This is a genomic window from Actinobacillus lignieresii (genome assembly GCF_900444945.1).
Taxonomy (GTDB): domain Bacteria; phylum Pseudomonadota; class Gammaproteobacteria; order Enterobacterales; family Pasteurellaceae; genus Actinobacillus; species Actinobacillus lignieresii.
Genome location: NZ_UFRM01000001.1, coordinates 2,151,158 through 2,175,013, shown reverse-complemented (window position 1 = coordinate 2,175,013; position 23,856 = coordinate 2,151,158). Strand labels below are relative to the sequence as shown.

Annotated in this window: 27 protein-coding genes and 2 tRNA genes; 12 read left to right on the top strand and 17 right to left on the bottom strand. The window is 42.4% G+C overall.

Going from position 1 to position 23,856, the window contains the following annotated elements; genetic code table 11:
* Nucleotides 1-65: 65 nt before the first annotated feature.
* The 4 genes from fabD (at nt 66) to mutM (ending at nt 4,146) form a co-directional block, all read left to right on the top strand.
* Nucleotides 66-1,001, top strand: a complete 936-nt coding sequence (gene fabD, locus DY200_RS10350; RefSeq protein ID WP_115587908.1) for an ACP S-malonyltransferase — start codon at nt 66-68, stop codon at nt 999-1,001.
* A 117-nt stretch (nt 1,002-1,118) separates the two neighbouring features.
* Complete coding sequence (gene fabG, locus DY200_RS10345; protein WP_115587907.1) at nt 1,119-1,844, top strand: 3-oxoacyl-ACP reductase FabG; 726 nt, start codon at nt 1,119-1,121, stop codon at nt 1,842-1,844.
* 131 nt (nt 1,845-1,975) lie between these two features.
* Entirely contained in the window at nt 1,976-3,262 is a 1,287-nt protein-coding gene (brnQ, locus tag DY200_RS10340; protein ID WP_172539920.1) for a branched-chain amino acid transport system II carrier protein, read from the top strand.
* Nucleotides 3,263-3,324: 62 nt separating this feature from the next.
* Nucleotides 3,325-4,146, top strand: coding sequence for a bifunctional DNA-formamidopyrimidine glycosylase/DNA-(apurinic or apyrimidinic site) lyase (gene mutM / locus DY200_RS10335; protein ID WP_115587905.1), 822 nt, complete (start codon nt 3,325-3,327; stop codon nt 4,144-4,146).
* A gap of 50 nt (nt 4,147-4,196) precedes the next feature.
* On the opposite strand, the gene DY200_RS10330 is transcribed toward mutM, so the two are convergent.
* The 8 genes from DY200_RS10330 to ubiE all read right to left on the bottom strand — a co-directional run bounded on the left by DY200_RS10330 (nt 4,197) and on the right by ubiE (nt 10,439).
* Nucleotides 4,197-4,559 carry a DUF4870 family protein gene (locus DY200_RS10330; protein ID WP_115587904.1) on the bottom strand — a complete coding sequence of 121 codons (363 nt, stop codon included), beginning with the start codon at nt 4,557-4,559 and terminating at the stop codon, nt 4,197-4,199.
* An 86-nt stretch (nt 4,560-4,645) separates the two neighbouring features.
* Nucleotides 4,646-5,665, bottom strand: coding sequence for a porphobilinogen synthase (gene hemB, locus DY200_RS10325; RefSeq protein WP_115587903.1), 1,020 nt, complete (start codon nt 5,663-5,665; stop codon nt 4,646-4,648).
* A gap of 59 nt (nt 5,666-5,724) precedes the next feature.
* The gene (gene tatC, locus DY200_RS10320; RefSeq protein ID WP_115587902.1) at nt 5,725-6,471 is read right to left on the bottom strand and encodes a twin-arginine translocase subunit TatC; all 747 of its coding nucleotides are present in this window, start codon (nt 6,469-6,471) and stop codon (nt 5,725-5,727) included.
* Complete coding sequence (gene tatB / locus DY200_RS10315) at nt 6,461-7,048, bottom strand: Sec-independent protein translocase protein TatB (RefSeq protein WP_115587901.1); 588 nt, start codon at nt 7,046-7,048, stop codon at nt 6,461-6,463. Before tatB ends, tatC begins: the two co-directional genes overlap by 11 nt.
* A gap of 3 nt (nt 7,049-7,051) precedes the next feature.
* Nucleotides 7,052-7,282 (bottom strand): Sec-independent protein translocase subunit TatA, encoded by a 231-nt coding sequence (gene tatA / locus DY200_RS10310; protein WP_005599788.1) that lies wholly within the window; start codon nt 7,280-7,282, stop codon nt 7,052-7,054.
* 91 nt (nt 7,283-7,373) lie between these two features.
* Nucleotides 7,374-9,008, bottom strand: coding sequence for a ubiquinone biosynthesis regulatory protein kinase UbiB (gene ubiB / locus DY200_RS10305; protein WP_115587900.1), 1,635 nt, complete (start codon nt 9,006-9,008; stop codon nt 7,374-7,376).
* Nucleotides 9,005-9,637: a ubiquinone biosynthesis accessory factor UbiJ gene (locus DY200_RS10300; protein WP_115587899.1), complete on the bottom strand. Its 633-nt coding sequence runs from the start codon at nt 9,635-9,637 to the stop codon at nt 9,005-9,007. Before DY200_RS10300 ends, ubiB begins: the two co-directional genes overlap by 4 nt.
* Before the next feature lie 25 nt (nt 9,638-9,662).
* Entirely contained in the window at nt 9,663-10,439 is a 777-nt protein-coding gene (gene ubiE, locus DY200_RS10295) for a bifunctional demethylmenaquinone methyltransferase/2-methoxy-6-polyprenyl-1,4-benzoquinol methylase UbiE (protein ID WP_115587898.1), read from the bottom strand.
* A 300-nt stretch (nt 10,440-10,739) separates the two neighbouring features.
* Here ubiE and corA point away from each other — a divergent pair, with 300 nt between their 5' ends.
* Nucleotides 10,740-11,693 (top strand): magnesium/cobalt transporter CorA, encoded by a 954-nt coding sequence (gene corA / locus DY200_RS10290; protein ID WP_005599781.1) that lies wholly within the window; start codon nt 10,740-10,742, stop codon nt 11,691-11,693.
* A gap of 131 nt (nt 11,694-11,824) precedes the next feature.
* On the opposite strand, the gene DY200_RS10285 is transcribed toward corA, so the two are convergent.
* The 4 genes from DY200_RS10285 to DY200_RS10270 all read right to left on the bottom strand — a co-directional run bounded on the left by DY200_RS10285 (nt 11,825) and on the right by DY200_RS10270 (nt 13,794).
* Nucleotides 11,825-11,914 (bottom strand) — tRNA-Ser (locus tag DY200_RS10285).
* A gap of 83 nt (nt 11,915-11,997) precedes the next feature.
* Nucleotides 11,998-12,087 (bottom strand) — tRNA-Ser (locus tag DY200_RS10280).
* Nucleotides 12,088-12,192: 105 nt separating this feature from the next.
* Nucleotides 12,193-13,299: a tRNA (uridine(54)-C5)-methyltransferase TrmA gene (trmA, locus tag DY200_RS10275; RefSeq protein WP_115587897.1), complete on the bottom strand. Its 1,107-nt coding sequence runs from the start codon at nt 13,297-13,299 to the stop codon at nt 12,193-12,195.
* A 162-nt stretch (nt 13,300-13,461) separates the two neighbouring features.
* On the bottom strand, nt 13,462-13,794 hold the full coding sequence (locus DY200_RS10270; protein WP_005599777.1) for a MaoP family protein: 333 nt from the start codon (nt 13,792-13,794) through the stop codon (nt 13,462-13,464).
* Nucleotides 13,795-14,088: 294 nt separating this feature from the next.
* On the opposite strand from DY200_RS10270, the gene yedE reads away from it, so the two are divergent.
* On the top strand, nt 14,089-15,309 hold the full coding sequence (gene yedE / locus DY200_RS10265; RefSeq protein ID WP_115587896.1) for a selenium metabolism membrane protein YedE/FdhT: 1,221 nt from the start codon (nt 14,089-14,091) through the stop codon (nt 15,307-15,309).
* A gap of 26 nt (nt 15,310-15,335) precedes the next feature.
* Nucleotides 15,336-15,560 (top strand): sulfurtransferase-like selenium metabolism protein YedF, encoded by a 225-nt coding sequence (gene yedF / locus DY200_RS10260; protein ID WP_115587895.1) that lies wholly within the window; start codon nt 15,336-15,338, stop codon nt 15,558-15,560.
* Nucleotides 15,561-15,618: 58 nt separating this feature from the next.
* On the opposite strand, the gene ddc is transcribed toward yedF, so the two are convergent.
* From ddc to radC, 5 genes are all read right to left on the bottom strand, one after another.
* A complete protein-coding gene (gene ddc / locus DY200_RS10255) occupies nt 15,619-17,154 on the bottom strand; it encodes an L-2,4-diaminobutyrate decarboxylase (RefSeq protein ID WP_115587894.1) in 1,536 nt (511 codons plus the stop codon).
* Nucleotides 17,155-17,282: 128 nt separating this feature from the next.
* Entirely contained in the window at nt 17,283-18,647 is a 1,365-nt protein-coding gene (locus DY200_RS10250; protein ID WP_115587893.1) for a diaminobutyrate--2-oxoglutarate transaminase, read from the bottom strand.
* A 371-nt stretch (nt 18,648-19,018) separates the two neighbouring features.
* Nucleotides 19,019-19,189: a 50S ribosomal protein L33 gene (rpmG, locus tag DY200_RS10245; protein ID WP_005599764.1), complete on the bottom strand. Its 171-nt coding sequence runs from the start codon at nt 19,187-19,189 to the stop codon at nt 19,019-19,021.
* An 11-nt stretch (nt 19,190-19,200) separates the two neighbouring features.
* Nucleotides 19,201-19,437, bottom strand: coding sequence for a 50S ribosomal protein L28 (rpmB, locus tag DY200_RS10240; protein ID WP_005599762.1), 237 nt, complete (start codon nt 19,435-19,437; stop codon nt 19,201-19,203).
* A gap of 159 nt (nt 19,438-19,596) precedes the next feature.
* Complete coding sequence (gene radC / locus DY200_RS10235) at nt 19,597-20,268, bottom strand: RadC family protein (protein ID WP_115587892.1); 672 nt, start codon at nt 20,266-20,268, stop codon at nt 19,597-19,599.
* 207 nt (nt 20,269-20,475) lie between these two features.
* Here radC and coaBC point away from each other — a divergent pair, with 207 nt between their 5' ends.
* The 5 genes from coaBC to crp all read left to right on the top strand — a co-directional run bounded on the left by coaBC (nt 20,476) and on the right by crp (nt 23,835).
* Nucleotides 20,476-21,681, top strand: a complete 1,206-nt coding sequence (coaBC, locus tag DY200_RS10230) for a bifunctional phosphopantothenoylcysteine decarboxylase/phosphopantothenate--cysteine ligase CoaBC (protein WP_115587891.1) — start codon at nt 20,476-20,478, stop codon at nt 21,679-21,681.
* A gap of 8 nt (nt 21,682-21,689) precedes the next feature.
* On the top strand, nt 21,690-22,145 hold the full coding sequence (gene dut / locus DY200_RS10225; RefSeq protein ID WP_115587890.1) for a dUTP diphosphatase: 456 nt from the start codon (nt 21,690-21,692) through the stop codon (nt 22,143-22,145).
* A gap of 105 nt (nt 22,146-22,250) precedes the next feature.
* A complete protein-coding gene (gene slmA, locus DY200_RS10220; RefSeq protein ID WP_005620316.1) occupies nt 22,251-22,859 on the top strand; it encodes a nucleoid occlusion factor SlmA in 609 nt (202 codons plus the stop codon).
* A gap of 5 nt (nt 22,860-22,864) precedes the next feature.
* Nucleotides 22,865-23,083, top strand: a complete 219-nt coding sequence (locus DY200_RS10215) for a YheU family protein (RefSeq protein ID WP_115587889.1) — start codon at nt 22,865-22,867, stop codon at nt 23,081-23,083.
* Nucleotides 23,084-23,160: 77 nt separating this feature from the next.
* A complete protein-coding gene (crp, locus tag DY200_RS10210) occupies nt 23,161-23,835 on the top strand; it encodes a cAMP-activated global transcriptional regulator CRP (protein ID WP_005599747.1) in 675 nt (224 codons plus the stop codon).
* The last annotated feature ends 21 nt before the right edge of the window (nt 23,836-23,856 follow it).

The window sequence follows — 23,856 nt, the reverse complement described above, 5'->3', positions numbered from 1 at the left end:
CATTATTCATAACGGACGCACTCAGTGCGTCCTCAGCACCAAATTTACAAATAAGAGGAAAAAATATGTCAAATTTTGCAATGGTGTTCCCGGGACAGGGCTCACAAGCGGTCGGAATGTTAGCGGATCTTGCAACTGCATACCCAATTGTTGAAGAAACCTTCAAACAAGCATCTGATGTTTTAGGTTACGATCTTTGGGATCTCGTACAAAACGGTTCGGCGGAAGATTTAGGTCAAACACAACGTACCCAACCGGCGCTTTTAGCTTCATCGGTTGCGATTTATCGTGTGTGGCAACAAAAATACCCCGAATTAAAACCGTCTGTCATGGCAGGTCATAGCTTAGGCGAATACTCGGCATTAGTTTGTGCTGGCGTATTAGATTTCCAAGATGCGATCAAACTAGTGGAATTACGTGGTAATGCAATGCAACAAGCAGTACCGGCGGGTACAGGTGCAATGTATGCAATTATCGGCTTAGATAACGAAGCGATTATTAACGCTTGTGAACAAGCTCAAGCGGAAGTCGGTGAAATCGTTTCAGCAGTAAACTTCAATAGCCCAGGGCAAGTCGTGATTGCCGGTACAAAAGCGGCTGCGGAAAAAGCGGGTGAATTATGTAAAGCGGCAGGCGCAAAACGTGCGTTACCACTTGCGGTAAGCGTACCGTCTCACTGTGCATTAATGAAACCGGCTGCGGATAAATTAGCCGAAGCATTACAAAATATCACGTTAAACGTACCGGTTGTACCAGTTATTAACAATGTTGATGTTAGTGTAGAGACCGATGCTGAAGCAATTCGTAACGCATTAGTTCACCAACTTTATAGCCCAGTTCGTTGGACTGAAACGGTAGAAAAAATGGCAAATGAAGGTGTTACAACGCTTTATGAAATCGGTCCGGGTAAAGTGCTTACAGGCTTAACTTCTCGCATTGTGAAAGAACTCAAAGCACAAGCGGTAAATGACCTGGTTTCATTAGAGGCTGTTTCAGCATAATGATTAACTCTCCTCTTTGAAAAGAGGGACTGGGGGAGATTTTTAGGATCTTCAACATCACACAAATCTCCCCTCCCCCTCTTTACTAAAGAGGGGAACTTTTTATAGGAGAAAAAAATGCAAGGTAAAATCGCATTAGTAACGGGGGCAACTCGTGGTATTGGTAAAGCTATCGCAGAAGAATTAGCGGCAAAAGGTGCAACCGTGATTGGTACTGCAACATCGGAAAAAGGTGCGGAAAGTATTTCTGCATACTTAGGCGAACACGGCAAAGGTTTAGTGTTAAACGTAACGGATGCAGACTCTATTGAAACTGTATTGGCACAAATCAAAGCGGATTTCGGTGATGTTGATATTTTAGTAAACAATGCGGGTATCACCCGTGACGGTTTATTGATGCGTATGAAAGAAGACGATTGGTTCGATATCATTCAAACTAACTTAACTTCCGTATATCGTTTATCTAAAGCGGTATTGCGCCCGATGATGAAAAAAGGCGGCCGAATCGTTACGATCGGTTCGGTTGTCGGCTCAATGGGTAATCCGGGTCAAACCAACTACTGTGCGGCAAAAGCCGGTTTAGTCGGTTTTTCCAAATCATTAGCCAAAGAAGTCGCCTCTCGCGGCATTACGGTAAACGTGGTTGCTCCGGGCTTTATCGCAACCGATATGACGGACGAATTAAACGAAGATCAAAAACAAGCGATCTTAAGCCAAATTCCGGCCGGTCGGTTAGGTTCTGCACAAGATATTGCGAAAGCGGTCGCATTCTTAGCCAGTGATGATGCAAAATACATCACCGGCGAAACTATCCACGTAAACGGTGGTTTATATATGAACTAACCGCCACAAGCGGTCTGTTTTTAACCGAGCTTTACTTTTCGGTAAAGTTCGGTTTTACTATTTTTTCGGGTCTCCTTTTTCTTTTTATATTTGTTATTTGCTGAGAAGCAAATTAAAAGTGTGGTATGTATATGACTAAAAATACATTTGTGGTCGGCTTTATGCTGTTTGCCATCTTCTTTGGGGCGGGTAACTTAATTTTTCCGCCGAAATTAGGTTTTGAAAGCGGTGCGGATTTTTGGACCGCAACCATCGGTTTTATTATTACCGGAGTAGGCTTACCGTTACTCGGTATTATCGTCAGCGCCTCTTATAAAGGCGGCTATAAAGAGGCGTTACATCGTATTCATCCGTGGTTCTCCGTACTATTTTTAGTTGCGATTTATTTAACTATCGGACCTTTCTTTGCCATTCCGCGTACGGCGGCAACCGCTTATGAAATGGCGGTATTACCGTTTTTAGGCGAGCAAACCACCGTATCGTTACTGATTTTTACCGCAGTATATTTTGCTTTAACCATTTGGCTAAGTTTAAATCCGTCCAAAATGGTGGAGCGAATCGGTTCTATCCTGACACCGGCATTACTCATCGCCATTCTTGCACTTGTCATTAGCGGTATCGCATTATTCTCCGATAATCCGTCAAGCAGCAATGTGATGGAAGCGCCGATGGTGAACGGCATCCTTGCCGGTTACAATACGATGGACGCTTTAGCTTCCGTTGCCTTTTCGGTTATCGTAATCAATGCGATTAAAAGCAAAGGCTTATCCGAAACCAAAGCATTAAGTAAACAAACCGCAATGGCGGGGGTAATCGCTGCAATTTTATTAGCGTTAATTTATCTCTCTATCGGTTGGATCGGTAACAAATTACCGATTTCTGCGGAAGTATTGGCGGACTTAACCGCTAAAAAACAAGATTTAGGGACTTATATTCTTAACGTTGCCGCAACGCAAGCCTTCGGCGAATTAGGTAGAACGCTATTAGGCGTTATCGTATCGCTTGCTTGTTTAACTACCGCTATCGGTCTTGTCGTATCGGTAAGCGAATATTTCCACGAAATTTTCCCGAAAATTTCTTATAGAACCTATGCAATCGTTTGTACTTTAATCGGTTTCGGCTTGGCAAACCAAGGGTTAAGTGCGGTAATCAGTAAATCTATTCCGGTATTACTGGTACTTTATCCGATTGCAATGTCGATAATTTTCTTATTGTTATTGAATCTGTTTGTAAAAATCCCGTTATTCGCATTACGCATTTCACTGATTTTAGTAACAATCGTATCCATTCTTTCCGTAGCCGGCGTAAGTATTACCGAAAACTTACCGCTTAAAGCCTACTCTATGGAATGGCTACCGTTTGCCGTAGGCGGATTACTGATTGGCGTCGTCTTCAGCCGTTTAGTCAGAGCGCAATAATAAAATCAATCGGGCAAGGTTATCCTTGCCCTTTGTTTATCTAAATTCTTTGGAGAATATACATGCCCGAATTACCGGAAGTTGAAACCAGCTTACGAGGTGTAGAACCTTATCTGCACGGCAAAATTATTAAACAAATTGTCGTACGTACCCAAAAACTGCGTTGGGCGATTTCGGACGAATTGCAACATATGCAAGGGTCGAAAATCGTTGCATTATCCCGCCGAGCCAAATATTTGATATTGCATACCACTCAAGGCGATATTTTGATTCACTTGGGTATGTCCGGCTCGTTAGGGATTTTACAGGAAAACCAACAGCCTGCGGGTAAACACGACCACGTTGATCTCATTACGCAAGACGGTACGGTTTTACGTTATAACGATCCGCGTAAATTCGGTTGTTGGCTATGGACGAAAAATGCCGAACAACACGAATTAATTACCCGTTTAGGGCCGGAACCGTTATCCGAATCTTTTACCGCTGCGTATTTATTTGCACGAAGCCGTAACAAAACCGTAGCGGTAAAGAACTTTATTATGAATAACGATATTGTAGTGGGCGTAGGGAATATCTATGCTTGCGAATCGCTGTTTATGGCGGGGATCCATCCGGAACTTGCCGCACAGAATCTAACCGAGAAACAGTGCGAACGCTTAGTGAAAGTGATTAAAGAAGTGCTGGCTAAAGCGATTATTCAAGGCGGTACAACACTGAAAGATTTTATTCAACCGGACGGTAAACCGGGCTATTTCGCCCAAGTATTACAAGTTTACGGACGTAAAGGCGAAGCCTGTAATGATTGCGGCACCATCATTGAAGCGAAAGTTATCGGGCAACGTAACAGCTATTTCTGTCCGCATTGCCAAATGCTACCTAGATAGCCTAAACGTAAAAAAGCGGTCAAATTTGACCGCTTTTTTGCAACAACTTACTACATAAACCAACTGGTCGGGGTCACCAATTTGTTATCGAATAATTTCACTGCGCCGTAAATCACTCGAAACACATACCAAATGCTTATCGCCCAAATAACGACGAAACCGATACCGATAATCGAAAGCACAAAGCCTAAAACGAAACCGGCTAACGTTCCCCAAAACGTACGAATCAAAAAACACATATGATCATAATATGCCGTTCCTTGCATATCTTCACGTTTGATATAGGCCAGAATGACACCGGCAATCGCCGGTAAGCCGCCGAAAATAATACCTAAGCCGAATAAGCCGTAAGTGATATACATTATCTTACGTTGCGATTCGTCGGACGGTTGAAGAGAAAAAGAGCCGTTCATTTTATACCTCCTAAAAAAGTAACGGTTAGACCGAATGTTTTACAAAAAATTCATTCAATCTAACCGCTTACATTTAACTCTTATCGTTATTTACGATTATCTTCGTACAGCCATTTCGCTACCGTTTTAGCGAAATAGGTTAAAATACCGTCTGCACCCGCACGTTTAAAACAGAGTAAACCTTCCATCACGCACTCACGTTCTTTTAACCAACCGTTTTGAATCGCCGCCATATGCATTGCGTATTCACCCGATACTTGGTAAGCAAAAGTCGGTACGCCGAAGGTTTCTTTTACACGCCATACCATATCCAAATAAGGCATACCCGGTTTTACCATCACCATATCCGCCCCTTCTTGAATATCCATCGCCACTTCGTGTAAACCTTCGTTCGCATTCGCCGGATCAACTTGATAAGTAAATTTATTACCGCCTTTTAAGTTACCTGCAGAACCGACCGCATCACGGAATGGTCCGTAATAATTTGACGCATATTTCGCCGAATACGCCATAATTTGCGTATTAATTAAGCCTTTCGCTTCAAGCGCTTCACGAATTTTACCGATACGGCCGTCCATCATATCGCTTGGCGCAACGATATCCGCTCCCGCCTCCGCATGTGAAACCGCTTGTTTCACCAATACTTCGGTGGTAATGTCGTTTAACACATAACCTTCCTCATCAATAATGCCGTCCTGACCGTGTGTGGTAAACGGATCTAACGCCACATCGGTCATCACGCCTAATTCGGGATAAGCTGCTTTTAATGCACGCACCGCACGTTGTGCCAAACCTTCCGGGTTATAGGCTTCTTCCGCCATTAACGATTTCTTCTCATCGCCGACAACCGGGAAAAGTGCAATTGCCGGTACACCGTATTTGACCAATTCGCCGGCTTCAATTAATAATTGATCGATAGTTAAACGTTCTACACCCGGCATAGACGGTACTTTTACTCGCTGATTTTCGCCTTCAATCACAAATACCGGATAAATTAAATCGCCGGCAGTCAATTGACTTTCCGCCACTAAACGACGGCTGAAATCATGTTTACGTAAACGACGCATACGGCGAGTGGGAAATGAAGTGTTAAGATATTGAGTCATAATTGCTTCCTAATTTGGTAAATTTTCATAAAAAATAACCCGCTTGCAAGCGGGTTGGATTAATTGGCGATCGTTTCCGGTTGCTCGTCTCTCGGTTTATAGAACTTCGAGAAGAATAATCCGACTTCAAACAACAAACACATCGGGATTGCTAAAAGCGTTTGCGAGAATATGTCCGGCGGCGTTAATAACATACCGATAACAAACGCCGCGACAATAATATAAGGTCGTTTCGCACGTAAATCTTCCGCCGAAGTAACGCCCGACCAACATAATAAAATAATCGCAACAGGTACTTCAAAACAAATACCGAACGCTAAGAAAATCGTTAAGATAAAATCTAAATAACTACTGATATCGGTCGCCATTTGTACGCCTTCCGGCGCCGTACTGGTTAAGAAACCGAAGACAAGCGGAAATACGATATAGTAAGCGAAGGCTACCCCCGCGTAAAACAGCAACGTACTTGATACCAATAAAGGATAAATCAAACGTTTTTCATGCTTATATAATGCCGGTGCGACAAACGCCCAAATTTGATACAAAATAAAAGGAACGGATAAAAATACCGCTACAACACCGGTTAATTTGATCGGTGTAAAAAAAGGTGTCGCAACATTGGTTGCAATCATCGTCGCCCCTGCGGGCAAATTCTCTGTTAGCGGCGTGGCGAGCAAAGTATAAATATCATTTGCCCAATAGACCAAAGCACAAAAAACCACCAGCACACAAATAAAACTACGTAGCAAGCGGTTTCTTAATTCAACTAAATGGCTAATCAGAGGTTGAGACGCTTCAACTGACATTCTGTTTATCCTGTTGTTGTGAAGAGGTTGGAGAAGCTAAACCATCGTCAGGCGGGTAATACGCTGCAAATTGAGATTCGTCCAATTCGGCTTGCTCGGCAATTTCCGCAGGCGAAAGCGACGGATTCTCCTCAGCATTAGCAGTATCGACAAGCGGTTGATTTTCTTCAGATTTTTGCAACGTTTCCGGCTGTACTGTCGCCAGATGTTGTTCTTCTTGCGCAATATTATTCTGAATATTCGCCACTTGCTCGTCCGTTAATTTGGTAATCTCGCCCTTTGCGGCATCCAAATCGCTTTGCATTTTTTGAGCCGACTGTTTCAATTCTTCAACGGTTTTACTTAATTCCGGCGAAAGCGTAGTTAAATTCAATTTTTCCGCTTTCTTAATGCTTTCTTGAAGCTCTTGTAATTTCAGCTCTTGAGCAAGTTCGTTTTGTACGTTTGCAGCTAATCCTCGAATCGTACGAATCCATCCCATCACCGTTTTGATTGCAATAGGCAAACGTTGCGGCCCCAGTACGACCAATCCCACAATAAAAATAAGTACTAATTCAGAAAAACCGATATCAAACACGGATTACGCCTGCTCTTTTTCTTTCGCTTTTTGTTCGGTAGAAGCCGCTTCTTTCGCTTCTACTTTTTCAAAACTCGCGTCTTGAGGTTGCGATTTGTCATCCGCCATCGCTTTTTTAAAGCCTTTTACGGATTCACCTAAATCCGTACCTAACGTACGTAATTTTTTCGTACCGAATAATAATACGATAATTGCGACGATAATCAGTAATTGCCAAATGCTAATGCCACCCATACAGACTCCTCTTTTTTGTTTTTAAGTTTAAAAATGATTTTTCGCATTATATGCTATTTTAATAATATGACCAATATAAACACGTCATTTATTACGACTTTCTTTGTAGCAATAACACTAACAACGCCGTAACCAACGTACCGCAACTCAGCCATAACGGTAAATCGTCAAATCGCCATAACACACCGAGAATAATTACTCCGCTCACGATACTCCGTACATTATGGGATTTTTGCCGCCCTTGCGCTTGCAAGATTTTATTCAGTTCGTCTAAGCGGAAATTAATCTGCTTCTGTTGCTGTAAGGCATTAAATACCGCTTCCGGAAACTCGGCAAAATGTTCTCTAAATTGCGGCGCACGTTGTTTTAAATCACGTAAGATCGCCTTCACCCCCACTTGTTCGTTCAGCCAATTTTGTAAAAACGGTTTTGCGGTTTGCCATAAATCCAGCTGCGGATAAACTTGTCTGCCTAAACCTTCAATATAGAGTAAGGTTTTTTGCAGTAACACCAATTGAGGCTGTACTTCCATATTAAATTCACGAGCCACGTTAAACAGATTGAGCAACACGTGACCAAAAGAAATTTCCGATAACGGTTTAGCGAAAATCGGCTCGCATACTTCACGGAACGCCTGTTCAAACGCATCAATATCGGTATCCGACGGCGTCCAGCCCGATTCCACGTGCATTAACGCCACACGGCGGTAATCCCGATTAAAAAAGGCGACAAAACTTTCCGCCAAATAACGTTTATCATTTTGGTTCAACGTGCCGACAATACCGCAGTCAATCCCGATATATTGCGGATTTTCCGGATGATTCGGATTCACGAAAATATTACCGGCGTGCATATCGGCGTGGAAAAAACTGTCCCGAAATACTTGGGTGAAAAAAACTTGTACGCCGCGTTCCGCCAATAATTTCATATCCGTGCCGTTTGCTTTAAGCGTTTCGACATCCGACACCGGAATACCGTAAATACGCTCCATCACAATCACGTTTTTATGACAAAAATCCGGATACATTTCCGGCACATACAACATTTCGCTGTTTTCAAAGTTATTGCGCAAGCGAATCGCATTTGCCATTTCTCGGGTCAAATCCAGCTCATCGAGTAGCGTTTTTTCGTATTCACGCACCACTTCGGTCGCACGCAAACGCCTCGCATCATTCGACAGACGAGGAATCCAACTTGCCAAGCGATACATCAGCGCAATATCCGCCTTGATAATCGGTTCAATATCCGGACGAATCACTTTAATCACCACATCTTTGCCGACAAGCGGTTGATTTTGATTAAATTTTGCCGTGTGAACCTGTGCAATCGAAGCGGAGGCAAGCGCTTGTTCATCGAATTCGTCAAACCAAGTCTCAAGGCTTCCGCCTAAAGACTGTTCAATAATTTGACGGGCTGATTTACCGTCAAAAGGTTCAACCGAGTCCTGTAATAAAGCAAGCTGATCCGCTAATTCCGGCTCAAATAAATCACGGCGAGTAGAAAGCATTTGCCCGAGTTTAATCCACACCGGCCCTAGCTCTTGCAAAGCTAAACGTAAACGCACGCCGAACGGCTGATCTTTGTGCTGATTTCGCACCCAAAACAGAGCCTTACGCCCTAAACGAGCATGGCGAGTGAGCGGAATATCGGGAATGATTTCATCAATGCCGTAACGCAGAAACGTAGTGATAATTTGATAAAGGCGACGGGTATTTTTACAAGTCATGATTTCTTCTCAAATTTTGCAAATTTTCGTTCAAATTCGACCGCTTGCTGTTCAAGCTCTGCAACTTGATCGTAAAAATTAACCGCTTGTAAGCGATGTACCAATACCGGACGCTCATTCATCAAATTCTCTGCAAGATGTTGATGATTCTGTTCAATCTGCCCTTTTAACTTATTAAATAATTTTTTGGCAAAATCGGTTGAAGTCTGAGCAATCACATCTCCGACAAAAGGCGACAACAGTTCGGCAGGATCTTTTTCCAATTCATCTAACAATGCGGTGAAATGTTGTAGCACCTGAATATCGCCGTTCAGTACCAATGATTTGTTATTAATCAGCTCGGTTAATTTCGCTTTATCGGCAAGTTTCGGTAAGGTTTCAAACGAAAGTTGTACATGGCAATCCGCTTCGCCTTCGTAAACCGACAACCATTCCGCGCGAGTTTCGCTAAAAATCAGGTAGAAATTGACCGCCGGTGAGGTTAATTCAATATGTAAGCATTTGCCCGCCAACTTACGTAATGCCGGCAATACGTGCGGCGAACGTTGAAGCAATGCATTAAAAGCGGTTTCTATCGTACCGAAAGCAAATTGCGGCAACATAAGCTGCTGTTTAAGTTGAGATAACATCGCGTATTCCTCGGATGACAATAAATTAAAACTTATATCCTCGATGTAACGCTACAATACCGGCACTTAAGTTATAATAATTTACGCTTTCAAAGCCGGCATTTTCCATCATCGCTTTTAATTCGTCTTGTTTCGGGTGCATACGAATCGATTCGGCAAGATAACGATAGCTCTCCGCATCGTTGACTACCACTTCGCCGACTTTCGGCAAAATATTAAAAGAGTAGAAATTATATAGCTGACTAATCGGGTCAATAATCGGTTTGGAAAATTCTAATACCAATAAACGACCGCCCGGCTTCAACACACGAAACATCGAACGTAACGCTTTGCCTTTGTCCGTCACATTACGCAAACCGAAACTGATCACCACGCAATCGAAGGTATTATCCGCAAACGGCAGGCATTCCGCATTCGCTTGCACATAATTCACATTTCCCACTACGCCCAAATTGCGCAGCTTCTCACGACCGACTTCCAACATCGAGCTATTAATATCGGCTAATACCACTTCGCCGTTTTCGCCGACAATGCGCGAAAATTTTGCGGTAAAATCGCCGGTTCCGCCGGCAAGATCCAACACTTTTTGCCCTTTACGCACGCCGCTGCAGTCAATGGTAAAACGCTTCCAAACACGATGGATACCAAACGAAAGCAAATCATTCATTAAGTCGTATTTGCCGGCAACGCTGTGGAATACATTAGCAACCAGTTGCTGTTTTTCTTCTTTAGCAACAGTTTTAAAACCAAAATGCGTTGTTTCGTGTTCAGTTGTTTCTGTCGTGTGTTGTAAATCAGTCATTGTCAAATTCTCATTGATTATTTCGGAATGCTAACGATAGCAAAAAAGCGGTCATTTTTCCTTAAAATTTTGCAAAATCAAGCAAGTAAATGACCGCTTGCTTGACTAGAAAGCGGTTAATCTGTACCATTCGCACACTATTTTTATTTGAGGATTACAATTTTGGACAGTCACAGTCGATACTTATCGGATTTCTAACCCGCTTGTCCAAACCCTCAGGTTGCCGGCAAGTCGGTAACTCTCGCCTAGTATCTTTTTTGTTCCTTTTTGTTCATTACCTCCTAACCATTGGAGAATAAAATGATCCGTGCATTTGCTTTAGATAACGCACGTCTTATCAGTGTTGATGAAACCGCAACCGATCAGTTAAACGATGCGATTTGGATTGATCTAATCGATCCGAGCGATGACGAACGTAGCGTATTACAACGCGGTTTAGACCAAACGCTTGCCGAAGAACACGAATTGGAAGACTTAGAGGCTTCCGCTCGCTTTTTCGAAGACGAAGACGGCTTACACCTTCACTCTTTTTTCTATTGCTTAGATGATGACGATTACGCTGATATCGCCACTGTGGCATTTACCATTCGTGACGGGCGTTTATTTACTCTGCGCGAACGCGATTTACCGGCGTTCCGTTTATATCGAATGCGTTCTCGCCGTGAAAAATTAATTGATAGTAATGCGTACGAATTGTTGCTTGACTTATTCGAAACCAAAATCGAGCAGCTTGCGGACGTGATCGAAACGATTTATGCGGATTTAGAAACCTTAAGCCGTGTGATCTTAAACGGTAAGCAAGAAAGCGATAACTTTGACGATGCGCTTTCCGATTTAACCGAATTGGAAGATGCCAGCTCAAAAGTGCGTTTATGTCTGATGGATACGCAACGTGCGTTAAGTTTCTTATTGCGTAAAACCCGTTTGCCGAATAATCAGCTTGAACAAGCGCGTGATATTATGCGAGATATCGAATCGCTCCAGCCGCATAACGAATCGCTGTTCCAAAAAGTGAACTTCTTGATGCAAGCGGCAATGGGTTATATCAATATCGAGCAGAATAAAATTATGAAATTCTTCTCGGTCGTATCGGTAATGTTCCTCCCGGCAACGCTCGTTGCCTCCACTTACGGGATGAACTTTGAATTTATGCCGGAATTGCATTTTAAATACGGCTACCCGATGGCAATCGGCTTAATGATTTGCGCCGCCGCCACCCCGTATATCTACTTTAAACGCAAAGGCTGGTTATAAAAAGCCAAAAGCACAGAATATAAGTTCTGTGCTTTTTTATTAGCTGTAAGCGGCCAAATTTATCAGAAAATTTGAAAATTTTGCCAAGAAAAAACCGCTTGTAATTTGCATTACAAGCGGCCCTAAATAGATGGCGGAGGAAGTGAGATTCGAACTCACGGAGGGCGTAAACCCTCGCCGGTTTTCAAGACCGGTGCCTTCAACCACTCGACCATTCCTCCGGATTGAAAACATATTCTAAATTGTATTCTCGTTGAGAGAAAAAAACTTGCTGATTTATTAAATCAACAAGTTGTAAATTTTATGGCGGAGGAAGTGAGATTCGAACTCACGGAGGGCGTAAACCCTCGCCGGTTTTCAAGACCGGTGCCTTCAACCACTCGACCATTCCTCCGTTGAAAACGAGCGGAATAATATAAGTTTTAGCTAAATCGGTCAAGCGAAAAATCTACAAAAATCGCTAAATGATTTATTTTTCAGCATAACCGACTATTTATGCTTATTTCCTAATCAGCCATACACCGTTTTCCACATGATGAGTATAAGGGAACTGATCAAACAGCGCCGCACGCTCAATACGGTGTGTTCGGGTTAATTGCGCCAAATTTTCCGCCAACGTATGCGGATTACACGAAATATATAAAATTCGTTCGTAAGCCTGTACCATATTTAAGGTATCTTGGTCTAACCCCGCACGCGGCGGATCCACAAAAATCGTATTGCAATCATAGGCTTTTAAATCAATCCCTTTCAAACGATTAAACTCACGCACACCGTTCATCGCTTGAGTAAATTCTTCCGCCGACATTCGAATAATTTGCAAGTTATCGATCCCGTTTTGCTCAATATTATATTGTGCCGATTGTACCGAAGATTTTGAAATCTCTGTGGCTAACACTTGGCGGAAATTCTCCGCTAATGCAATCGAAAAATTCCCGTTACCGCAGTAAAGTTCTAATAAATCGCCGCTACTGTGTCGAGTACAGCTTCTCGCCCATTCCAACATCTTGATATTCATTTTCGCATTCGGCTGGGTAAAGCTGTTTTCCACTTGGCGATAAATTAAATTACGCCCGTCCACCGGCAATACTTCTTCCACATAATCACGATCTAACGCAATTTTCTGCTTAGTCGCACGTCCGATAAGTTGTACCTTAAACCCTTGATGTTCCAAACGCACTTTTAATGCTGCAGCTTCCGTTTGCCATTCTTCGTTTAGCTTTTTGTGATAAAGCATTGAAACCGCAATTTCACCGCTTAACGTGCTGAGGTAATCCACTTGGAATAATTTACGAGTGAGTAATTCATTACCCTTAATTTCAGCTAATAAGCTGCTCATCATTTTATTAATTAAATGATTGGCAATCGGGAATTGATCAACACGATAACGTTGCTTGGTTTCCTGATCGAACATAATGTGATACAGCTCGTTTTCTCCGACTTCGTTAGTATCATGCCATACTCGGAATTCGGCACGCATACGGAAATGGCTGGTTTCAGACTCAAATACTTCAAGCTCAGGCGGATTAAAAGGCGCAAGTAAAGCGGTTAAATTTTTCGCTTTTTCTGCAAGAAGATCGGCATATTGCTCAATAGGAAGATTCATAATTTATCAGGGTTCATTTTGCCTGCCGACTAAAAGACGGCAAATTTAAAATAGTAGAAAAATAGTAGAAAAAAAGAAACCACAAAATACCCCTACCGACACTTATGTGTCTTCAGCGTATTTCGTGGCATCATTAAAACTGCAAATGCTCAGAAATACCGATTATTCAGCCGCGCTGAAATCATCACCGGCATCGTTACCCGCATTACCCGAAAGCGTATAAATACGTTTGGTTTTGCTGGTTAATGAACGGTATTTTAACCATGATTTTTCAATAATGCTTTCAGCAATTTCATCACCTTTCATTACAGCAACGAAACGTTGTTCTTCAGCCGTTACCGGGCTACGCTCACCTGATTCTAACGCTAAACACGCCTGACCGAATTGCTCTAAAGTTTGTGCTTCACGAATAGTGTAATCGCCGTGGCGTGCAAAACCGCGCGGATAATTTTTATCATCAAAAAAACGACGCGTAACGCTAAAACTCTCTGCCATAATATGCCTCTTATTAATTATTTATTGCTGAATTTAGAAAGAAAAAATCGACCTACCATTAAAGCAATTATTCAAAATAAGTCAAGAAAAAATAAGTATTTTCGGTTTGTTATTTCAAACTATTGACGAAACTATTTTAATTGTTAAAATTTAGTTAAATCTTCTAAAGATTCATTTTATATATCGCAAGTTTTGTGTATAGGAAATGAACGAATCTAATTGTTTTCAATTCTATTTCTTCATCATTATACCTTTGCTTGTCATTTTTAACTTCTCTTAAGGATTTAAGGACTTATGTTAGAAATTTGGCAACAATTCAAACAGACCTATCTTATTAAATTTTGGAATCCCGTTCCTGCCGTTATCGCAGCCGGTATTCTTTCCGCTTATTATTTCGGCCTAACCGGTACTTATTGGGCGGTAACCGGTGAATTTACCCGTTGGGGCGGCGAAATTTTACAATTATTAGGCGTTGATGTTTCCGGTTGGGGATATTTCAATTTCATCAGCTTAGACGGAACGATTTTAACCCGTATCGACGGTTTAATGATTCTCGGTATGTTCGCCGGCTGTATCGCCGCCGCACTTTGGGCAAATAATATGAAAATTCGGATGCCGCAAAATAAAATCCGTATTCTTCAAGCGGTAATCGGCGGGGCGTTAGCCGGTTTCGGCGCACGTTTGGCAATGGGCTGTAACCTCGCCTCTCTGTTTACCGGTATTCCGCAATTCTCCATGCATGCTTGGTATTTCACGGTTGCTACCGCAATCGGGACTTACGCGGGGGTAAAATTTACTCTGCTCCCGATGTTCCGCCCGCCGCTTAAATTGAAAAAAGGTGCGGGAAAAGTGGAAGCAAGTAATCCGAAGCAGGCACAATTTCGCTTTTGGATTGGTGTTGCCGTCTTTACTGCTTGGACAATCGCCTCAATCTATGTCTTGCAATATTCGATTAAATTGGGTTTTGCGATGTTATTCGGACTCGGCTTCGGTTTATTGATCGAACGAGCGCAAATTTGCTTTACTTCCGCCTTCCGTGATCTCTGGGTTTCAGGTCGTTCGCATATGGGCAAAGCGATTATTTACGGGATGTTGATCGGTACTATTTGCGTATTCAGTTACATTCAATTAGGCATGGAACCTAAAATTATGTGGGCGGGGCCGAATGCGATTATCGGCGGTTTATTATTCGGCTTCGGTATCGTATTAGCCGGCGGTTGTGAAACCGGGTGGATGTACCGTGCAATGGAAGGACAAGTACATTTTATGTGGGTGGGCGTCGGTAATGTTATCGGTTCTACCTTACTTGCTTACCTTTGGGATGATCTCGCTCCGGTACTTGCTTTAGATTATGAAAAAATTAATCTATTAAAATCATTCGGTCCGGTTAGTGGCTTATTGATTAACTATGCCTTAATGATTGCCTGCCTTATCTTTATCGTATGGTGGGAAAAACGCTTTATTCGCAAAGCGAAAGCAAGAGTGGCGGCGACCAATACTTATACCATTAACTAACCAGAAAAGACAAACATCCCAGTGAAATCACACCTGACTACACTTTAGATATGCTCGGAGAACCTTGCCCGTATCCGGCTATCGCCACTTTAGAAACGTTACCGACTTTACAAGAAGGTGAGATCTTAGAAGTACTAAGCGATTGTGCGCAATCTATCAATAATATTCCGGTTGATGTTAAAAACCACGGTTATACATTATTAAGCGTAGAACAAGACGGTGCAACTTTACGCTATTTGATTAAAAAATAGCTATAACGCACAAAAAAGACCGCTTACAAGCGGTCTTTTTTAGCTAAAGTTTTACTGATTAATCAATCGGCGGCACGTAGGTACCGCTTACAATCGAATCTTTAATGCGATCCGCTTCCGCTAATACTTGTGCTAATAACGCTTTCACGTTTTCCAAGGTTGCGATCGGGCTTAACGTAGTCATCTTAAGAGATTGTTTGTCGCCCACTTTGGTTACACCGATATTCGCTTCGCCACGTGCGAAAAGCTCGTCCGCTACGTTTTGGTTCAAGGTATCGATAAATTCTACCGGATAGCCTTGCGGTACCACACGGAATAACACCGAAGCGAATTGGCTTGGCACTAACATTTCTAAGCCGTCAGTCGCGTTAATATAGCCTTCCACTTCTTTGGTTAATTTCACACCGTGGTCAATCATTGAAGCATATAAATCTTCGCCTAACGCTTCTACCGTGAACCATAATTTTAATGCGTCAAAACGACGAGTGGTTTGTAATGATTTCGCTACTAAGTTCGGTACACCGTGTGCTTCGTCATATTCTGAATTGAGGTAATCCGCTTTATAATCGATAAAACGATAGTTCGCTTGATCTTTTAATAAGAACGCACCACACGAAATACTTTGGAAGAAGTGTTTGTGGAAATCTAACGTGATTGAGTCGGTTTCTTCAATGCCGTCTAAGAAATGACGGAAATCTTTAGAAAGTAATAACGCACCGCCCCAAGCCGCATCTACGTGTAACCATGCACCAAATTTATTGGTGATTGCACGGATTTCTTTTAACGGATCGATTGCTCCAGCGTCAGTCGTACCAGCAGTTGCCACCACACAAGCAACTATTTTGCCCTGTGCGGTTAAATCCTCCAATGTTTTCTCTAATGCCACAACGTCCATTTGAGCGTTTTCGTTGCAAGGCACTGTTACCACGGATTGGAAGCCCATACCCATCATTGCCATATTTTTTTGCACTGAGAAGTGAGCATTTTCCGAACAAACCACTTTCACATTTTTCATTGCGTCTGCCGGAATACCGTCACGTTGTACCGACCATTCCGAACCGTCTTCGTTTTTCCAGTTTTTTGCAATCGCCCAGTCACGAGCAAGCAATACGCCCATGAGATTTGATTGCGTACCGCCTGAAGTAAACACGCCTGAAGTACCGGCACCGTAGCCGACTTTTTGACGTAACCAATCAATTAAATGTTCTTCCATAATCGAACCCGCAGGGCTTTGATCCCATGAGTCCATTGATTGGTTGGTCGCATTAATTAACACTTCCGCAATTTGGCTGGTTACCATGGTCGGGCAATGTAAATGCGCAAGCGAATGTGGGTGATGTACTTTAAGACTTGGTTTTAAGAAAATTTCCACTAAGTGATCAAGTGATTTTTGTACGCCTACGCCTTCTTTTGACGGATTAAAGCCGTCAATCAAAGCACGCATCTGCTTGATTGAACCGCCGGTGTACATTTTGTCATTTTTTAGCCAATTACTGACCGCTTGCACCGCATTATTCATCGCATTTTCGTAATCAGCGATAGATTGCGGATCATTACAGAAAAGCGATTGTCTGTGTTTTGAAATATTTGCCATTTTTTCTCTCGCACCTAGCACAAGCCGTGCTAAGTTAATTAAATCCTGCCCCGTTAGAGCTATCATATAAAAAGAGCCACAAAGTGGCTCAGATAAAGCAACCCTACACGGCTCGTGTAGGGTTAGAATTAACCACGTACTGCTTTGATTGTATCCGCTACAGATTGTTTGAAGCGTTTGATAAACTCTTCACATTCCGCTTGGTTGATGTTTACCGCACAAAGTACACGCACCACGTTACCACCACGGCCGCCACGTTCTAACAATAATTTATTGTTGAAACACGCTTTTTGAATTGCGACCGCTAATTCGCCGTCTTGTGGATAAGCACCGGTTGCATCTTGCGGTTTACGCTCATCAACGATATCGATACCCATCATTAAGCCGCGACCACGTACATTACCGATACATGGGAATTCTTTACTTAATTCACGTAATGCGTTAGTTAAGTATTCGCCACGTTCTTGTGCATTTTGCGCTAAATTTTCTTCACGCATAATTTTTAATGAAGCATAACCGGTCGCCATTGCTAATTGGTTACCACGGAAAGTACCGGTGTGACCCGCCGGTTGCCATGCGTCGAATTCTTTACGAATCGCCAATACTGCTAACGGTAACGAACCACCAACCGCTTTTGACATTACCACAACATCAGGTTCAATGCCTGCGTGTTCGAATGCAAACATTTTACCACTGCGACAGAAACCTGCTTGAACTTCATCCACGATCATTAAGATACCGTGTTTTTTAGTCACTTCACGTACTTTTTGTAAGAAGCTGATTGGTGCAGGTACAACACCACCTTCGCCTTGAATCGCTTCTAAAATAACCGCTGCCGGTTTTACCACACCGCTTTCCACATCTTCGATAAAGTTTTCGAAATAGCGTTCAACCGCTTTTGCACCCGCTTCGCCGCCGATACCGAACGGGCAACGATATTCGTGCGGATACGGCATAAATTGCACGCCTGCCATTAAGTTTTGTACCGCATTTTTCGCGCTTAGGTTACCGGTTAATGATAACGCACCGTGCGTCATACCGTGGAAGCCGCCGGAGAATGCGATCACATTACTGCGACCGGTATAAGTTTTTGCCAATTTGATTGCCGCTTCGTTAGCATCCGCACCTGATGGGCCGGTAAATTGAAGGATATATTGATCTTTCGGGAAGAATGAAAGCAATTCTTCCGTGAATGCGTCTTTTAACGGAGTGGTTAAGTCGAGCGTATGTAATGGTAAACCGCTGTCCAATACGTCTTTGATTGATTGCATTAATACCGGGTGATTATGACCTAGTGCAAGTGTTCCTGCGCCCGCTAAGAAGTCAAGGTATTCGTTACCCTCAACGTCCGTTACCCAACAACCTTGTGCTTTTGCATACGCAAAAGGTAATTTACGAGGATAACTACGAACATTCGATTCCATTTGATCTTGGCGATCTAAGAAATGTTTGTTTGATGCGAGAACTGCTTTTACAGGAGTGGTAATTGTCATTTGAAATAAAACCTTCTAAAAAGAGGTGAAAAAAATAAGTCGGGTGCCTTGCGGGAAGCCTAAGCTTTCTGTTTCTAAAAAACAGATGCCATGGGGCATTTGACTCGCTACTTATTAAAAAAAGCGTTTCAGCTTTTTTGTTTTTACCCTATATGTCCCAAAAGAAGATGGGATAGGTTGGAAACAAGCTTAAATGTAGGGTTACATTTAAAGACGGCTAATAGTACATTTTTTTTACAAAAAGGGAAGCGATTTTTACCGCTTGCGACAATATTCGAGTACAACGGTTCAAAATCGGAACGATTTTTTTACATTTAGCCATAAAAAAACCCGACTGAAAAGTCGGGTTTTTAAAAGAAGATTGAAACAAATTATTTGATTTTCGCTTCTTTATAAATAACGTGTTTACGCACAACCGGATCAAATTTTTTGATTTCCATTTTTTCTGGCATATTACGTTTATTTTTAGTTGTAGTGTAGAAGTGACCGGTTTCTGCTGAAGAAACTAAACGGATTTTCTCACGATTACCTTTAGCTGCCATTGGTTAGCTCCTTAGATTTTTTCGCCACGAGCACGGATTTCAGCTAATACTGCATCGATGCCTTTTTTATCGATAATACGCATACCTTTCGCTGTTAAGCGTAAAGTTACGAAACGGTTTTCACTCTCAACCCAGAAACGGTGAGTATGTAAGTTAGGTAAAAAACGACGACGAGTCGCGTTTAATGCGTGTGAGCGGTTGTTACCAACTGCTGGACGCTTGCCGGTTACTTGGCAAACTCTTGACATTTTAATTCTCCAATTACTTAAGTAATGTTTAAATGGTTCGGGCGATTAGCACTTATAATCAGTTCGGCTAATTGCCTCGTCAGGCTCAGCCCGACCAAAGTCATATTTAAAGACCACGGATTATACTCGCTTTAATAGCGTTATTCAAGCCTCAATTTATCAATTATTTCGGCGAAACTTCTCTTCTTCGAAGGAAAAATAATCGCCTTTGCCGACAACGATATGATCGACAAAGCGAATACCGACCAAATCGCACGCCATTTCCAGTTTTTTCGTCAATGCTCTATCCGATTCGGAAGGAGTACAATTTCCCGACGGATGATTGTGTGCAACAATAATTGCCGCCGCATTACATTTTAATGCTTCTTTAATGATTTCTCTAGGGTAAACCGTTGCTTGATTAATGGTGCCGTAAAACATTTTTTCTTTTTTAATCAACCGATTCTGATTATCAAGAAACATCACCATAAATACTTCTCGCTCTTCCGATTCCAGTTCCGCCTGAAAACACATCACGGCTAAATAAGGCTCGTTAATATTTTCCCGTACCCGCATTTGTTGCGCTAAATAACGTTTTATCATCTCTTTTGATGCTTGCAACTGGATAAATTGTGTTTTTCCTAAGCCTTTCATACGGCAGAAAGTAGCTAAATCCGCACTTAACAATTCTCGTAACGAACCGAAACAGTTCAATACTTCTTGTGATAATTGCATTACCGGCATGCCTTTAATACCCGTACGTAAAAAAATCGCCAACAATTCTTGATCGGTGAGTGATTCCGCTCCGGAAGCCAATAATTTTTCTCTTGGCATTAATACAACGTTATCCATTATTTTTTGCTCAATTAAACCGAATAAGAAAACAGCATAAAGAAGCTAATTAATTGACACAAAAGGAAAATTTGATTTTTTCGATACGGATCGCAAAAACGGATTGATTGTGAGTGAGTGCTTATTAAGGTAGAATTACATTATTGTTAATGACTTTGCTCGAACAAAGATGTTAGCGATCAAATACATTTCAAAATAGGAATTACTATGCTCGATAACAAGCGCATTTTAGTGGGAATTACCGGTGGAATCGCCGCTTATAAAACGATTGAATTAATTCGTCATTTAAAAAAAGCTAATGCCGATGTGCGGGTGGTTTTAACGCCTGCAGCAGAAGCCTTCGTTACTCCGCTTACCCTGCAAGCGATTTCGGCGAATGCGGTATCAACTTCTCTGTTAGATCCGCAAGCGGAATTAGCAATGAGTCATATCGAACTGGCAAAATGGGCGGATTTAGTCGTTATTGCGCCGGCATCCGCCGATTTTATCGCGCGTTTACGTGCCGGTATGGCAAATGATTTGCTCTCTACCCTCTGCTTGGCAACCGCCAGCCCGATTTTACTCGCACCGGCAATGAACCAACAAATGTTCAAACAAGCAATCACGCAAGAAAATTTAGCGGTGTTGGCAAATCGCGGCGTGCAAATGATCGGTCCGAATAGCGGTTTCCAAGCCTGCGGTGATGTCGGTGCCGGCAGAATGTCCGAGCCAAGCGAGATCTTCCAAACGGTATGTGATCACTTTAACCATATACAAGATCTGAAAGATATTAGTGTGACAATTACCGCCGGTCCGACCCGTGAAGCGATCGATCCGGTACGTTATATCAGCAATCACAGTTCCGGCAAAATGGGCTTTGCAATTGCCGAAGCCTTCGCCAAACGTGGCGCAACTGTAAATCTGATTGCCGGTCCGGTCAATCTTGCCACACCGGCAAATGTCACTCGAATCGATGTAGAATCTGCGGTAGAAATGGAGCAGCAAGCGGTCAAATTTGCGCAAAAGTCTGCAATTTTTATCGGTTGTGCTGCAGTTGCCGACTATCGTATGGCGGAAATCGCTCCGCAAAAAATCAAGAAAACCGCTGATACTGACGAGCTGATGCTTAAATTGGTTAAAAATCCGGACATTATCGCCAATGTAGCAAATTTAACCGAAAATCGCCCGTTTACCGTCGGCTTTGCGGCAGAGACGCAAGATGTCGCAAGCTATGCCAAAGATAAACTTAAACGCAAAAACTTAGATTTAATCTGTGCTAATGATGTGTCCGGCGGACAGGTATTCGGGCAAGATCAAAATGCTCTGCAACTCTTTTGGCAAGACGGTGAGAAAATGCTACCGCTTGCCGATAAAAGAAAACTGGCGGAAGCCTTAGTTCACGAGATTATTGAGCAATTTAAACACGACAAATAGGAACATAAATGAAACAAATCGACTTAAAAATTTTAGACCGCCGTATCGGCAACGAATTTCCCTTACCGGCTTATGCAACCGAAGGTTCGGCAGGCTTGGATTTACGTGCCTTAACTGAAAGCGCTTTAACCGTAGAACCGGGTCAAACCATCCTGATCCCAACCGGTATTTCCATTTATATCGCCGATCCGAATTTAGCCGCAGTGATTTTACCTCGTTCAGGTTTAGGGCATAAAAACGGTATCGTGTTAGGCAATTTAGTCGGTTTAATCGATAGCGATTATCAAGGCCCGTTGATGGTTTCATTGTGGAACCGTAGCGATAAACCTTTCACAGTGGAAGTCGGCGACCGCATTGCACAGTTAGTTTTCGTGCCGGTAGTGCAAGCCAGCTTCAATATCGTAAACGATTTTGCACAAACCGAACGTGGCGAAGGCGGTTTCGGTCATTCGGGTAAACAGTAATATTCGCTACTCAAGCAAGCGGTCGAATTTGTAAAAAATTTTGTAAAAATGACCGCTTGCGACTTCTTTTGATAATAAGCAGATTGGCAAAACAAAGAGAAATTTATGATACAACCCACAGTTAAGATGCCTAAAAAATCGGTAAAAGAACGCCAACAGCAAGTCCTTGAAGTGCTGATTGGCTTATTAAATTCCGAAGACGGTATGCAACGTGTAACCACCGAGCGTTTAGCCAAAGCGGTCGGCGTTTCGGAAGGTGCGCTTTACCGTTATTTTCCAAGCAAAACGAAGATGTTTGAGGCATTAATTGAGCGTATCGAACAGACCTTAACCGGTTATATTAACGCCAGTAAACGCAAAGAAAATACCACGGCATCCACCGTTAAAGCGATTCTCTACACCGTGATCGAATTCGCCCGCAAAAATCCGGGAGTAACTCGCATTCTAACCGGTCATGCGCTGATGTTTGAAGACGATCAATTAAAAGCACGAGTCGCCAAATTTTTTGACGGCTTAGAATTTCAGTTCGCCAATATTTTACAGATGAGTAAATTGCGTGAAGGTAAAACGTTCGAGGACGAACGTGCATTGGCAGGCTATTTAGTGAATTTTTGCGAAGGTCAATTTTTACGTTTAGTACGTTCCAACTTCAGTTACAACCAACATCAACATTTTGAAAAACAATGGGCATTAATTAAGCCGTTATTTGAGTAAGTTTTATGATTATTCCGTGGCAAGAACTTGAACCTGCAACATTAAATAATGTATTGGATTCATTTATTTTACGAGAAAGCACCGATTACGGCGAAAGAGAACTTTCTTTAGAGGAAAAACGCGAACGTTTGCTCGCACAATTAAAAGCGGATAAAGTCGTGATCGTTTGGTCGGAACTACACCAAAGTTTAGATATTAAAGACAAAAAATCTTTCTTAGGTTAATCATGTCGAGCATGATATAATTCTTACGTTTTAACCACTTAAAAGCTATAAATGATTTATAGAGGTTTTTTATGCAGATGCAAGATATTTCAATTTCAACACCTCAGCTAGACAGTGAGCTGTCCGCCCCGTCTATTCATGATCCGGCGGTGGAATGGTTTCTGACTCACTGTCATATTCATCGTTATCCGTCAAAATATACGCTTATTCATGCGGGTGAGGATGCCGAATCATTATTCTATATCGTCAGCGGCTCCGTTGCAGTGTTTATTAAAGATGAAGAAGGGAAAGAAATGATCCTTTCTCACCTCGGTCAAGGTGAATTTGTCGGTGAAATCAGTTTATTTGAAGACACTATTCAGCCGCGTACCGCTTGGGTCAAAACCAAAGGCGCTTGCGAAATTGCGGAAATCTCGTATAAAAAATTCAAACAGCTTGTGCATTTAAATCCGGATATTCTTATGTATCTTTCCGCGCAAATGGCTCGCCGCCTACGCCAAACCTCACGCCAAGTAAGTAACCTCGCTTTCTTAGACGTAACCGGTCGTATCGCACAAACCTTAATGAATTTGGCGAAAATGCCGGATGCAATGACCCACCCTGAAGGAATGCAAATTAAGATTACCCGCCAAGAAATCGGTCAAATGGTCGGTTGTTCTCGAGAAACGGTCGGTAGAATCTTAAAAATGCTAGAAGATGAAGGCTTAATTTCAGCACACGGTAAAACCATTGTCGTTTATGGCACTCGCTAAATTTTCATAAAAAAAGACCGC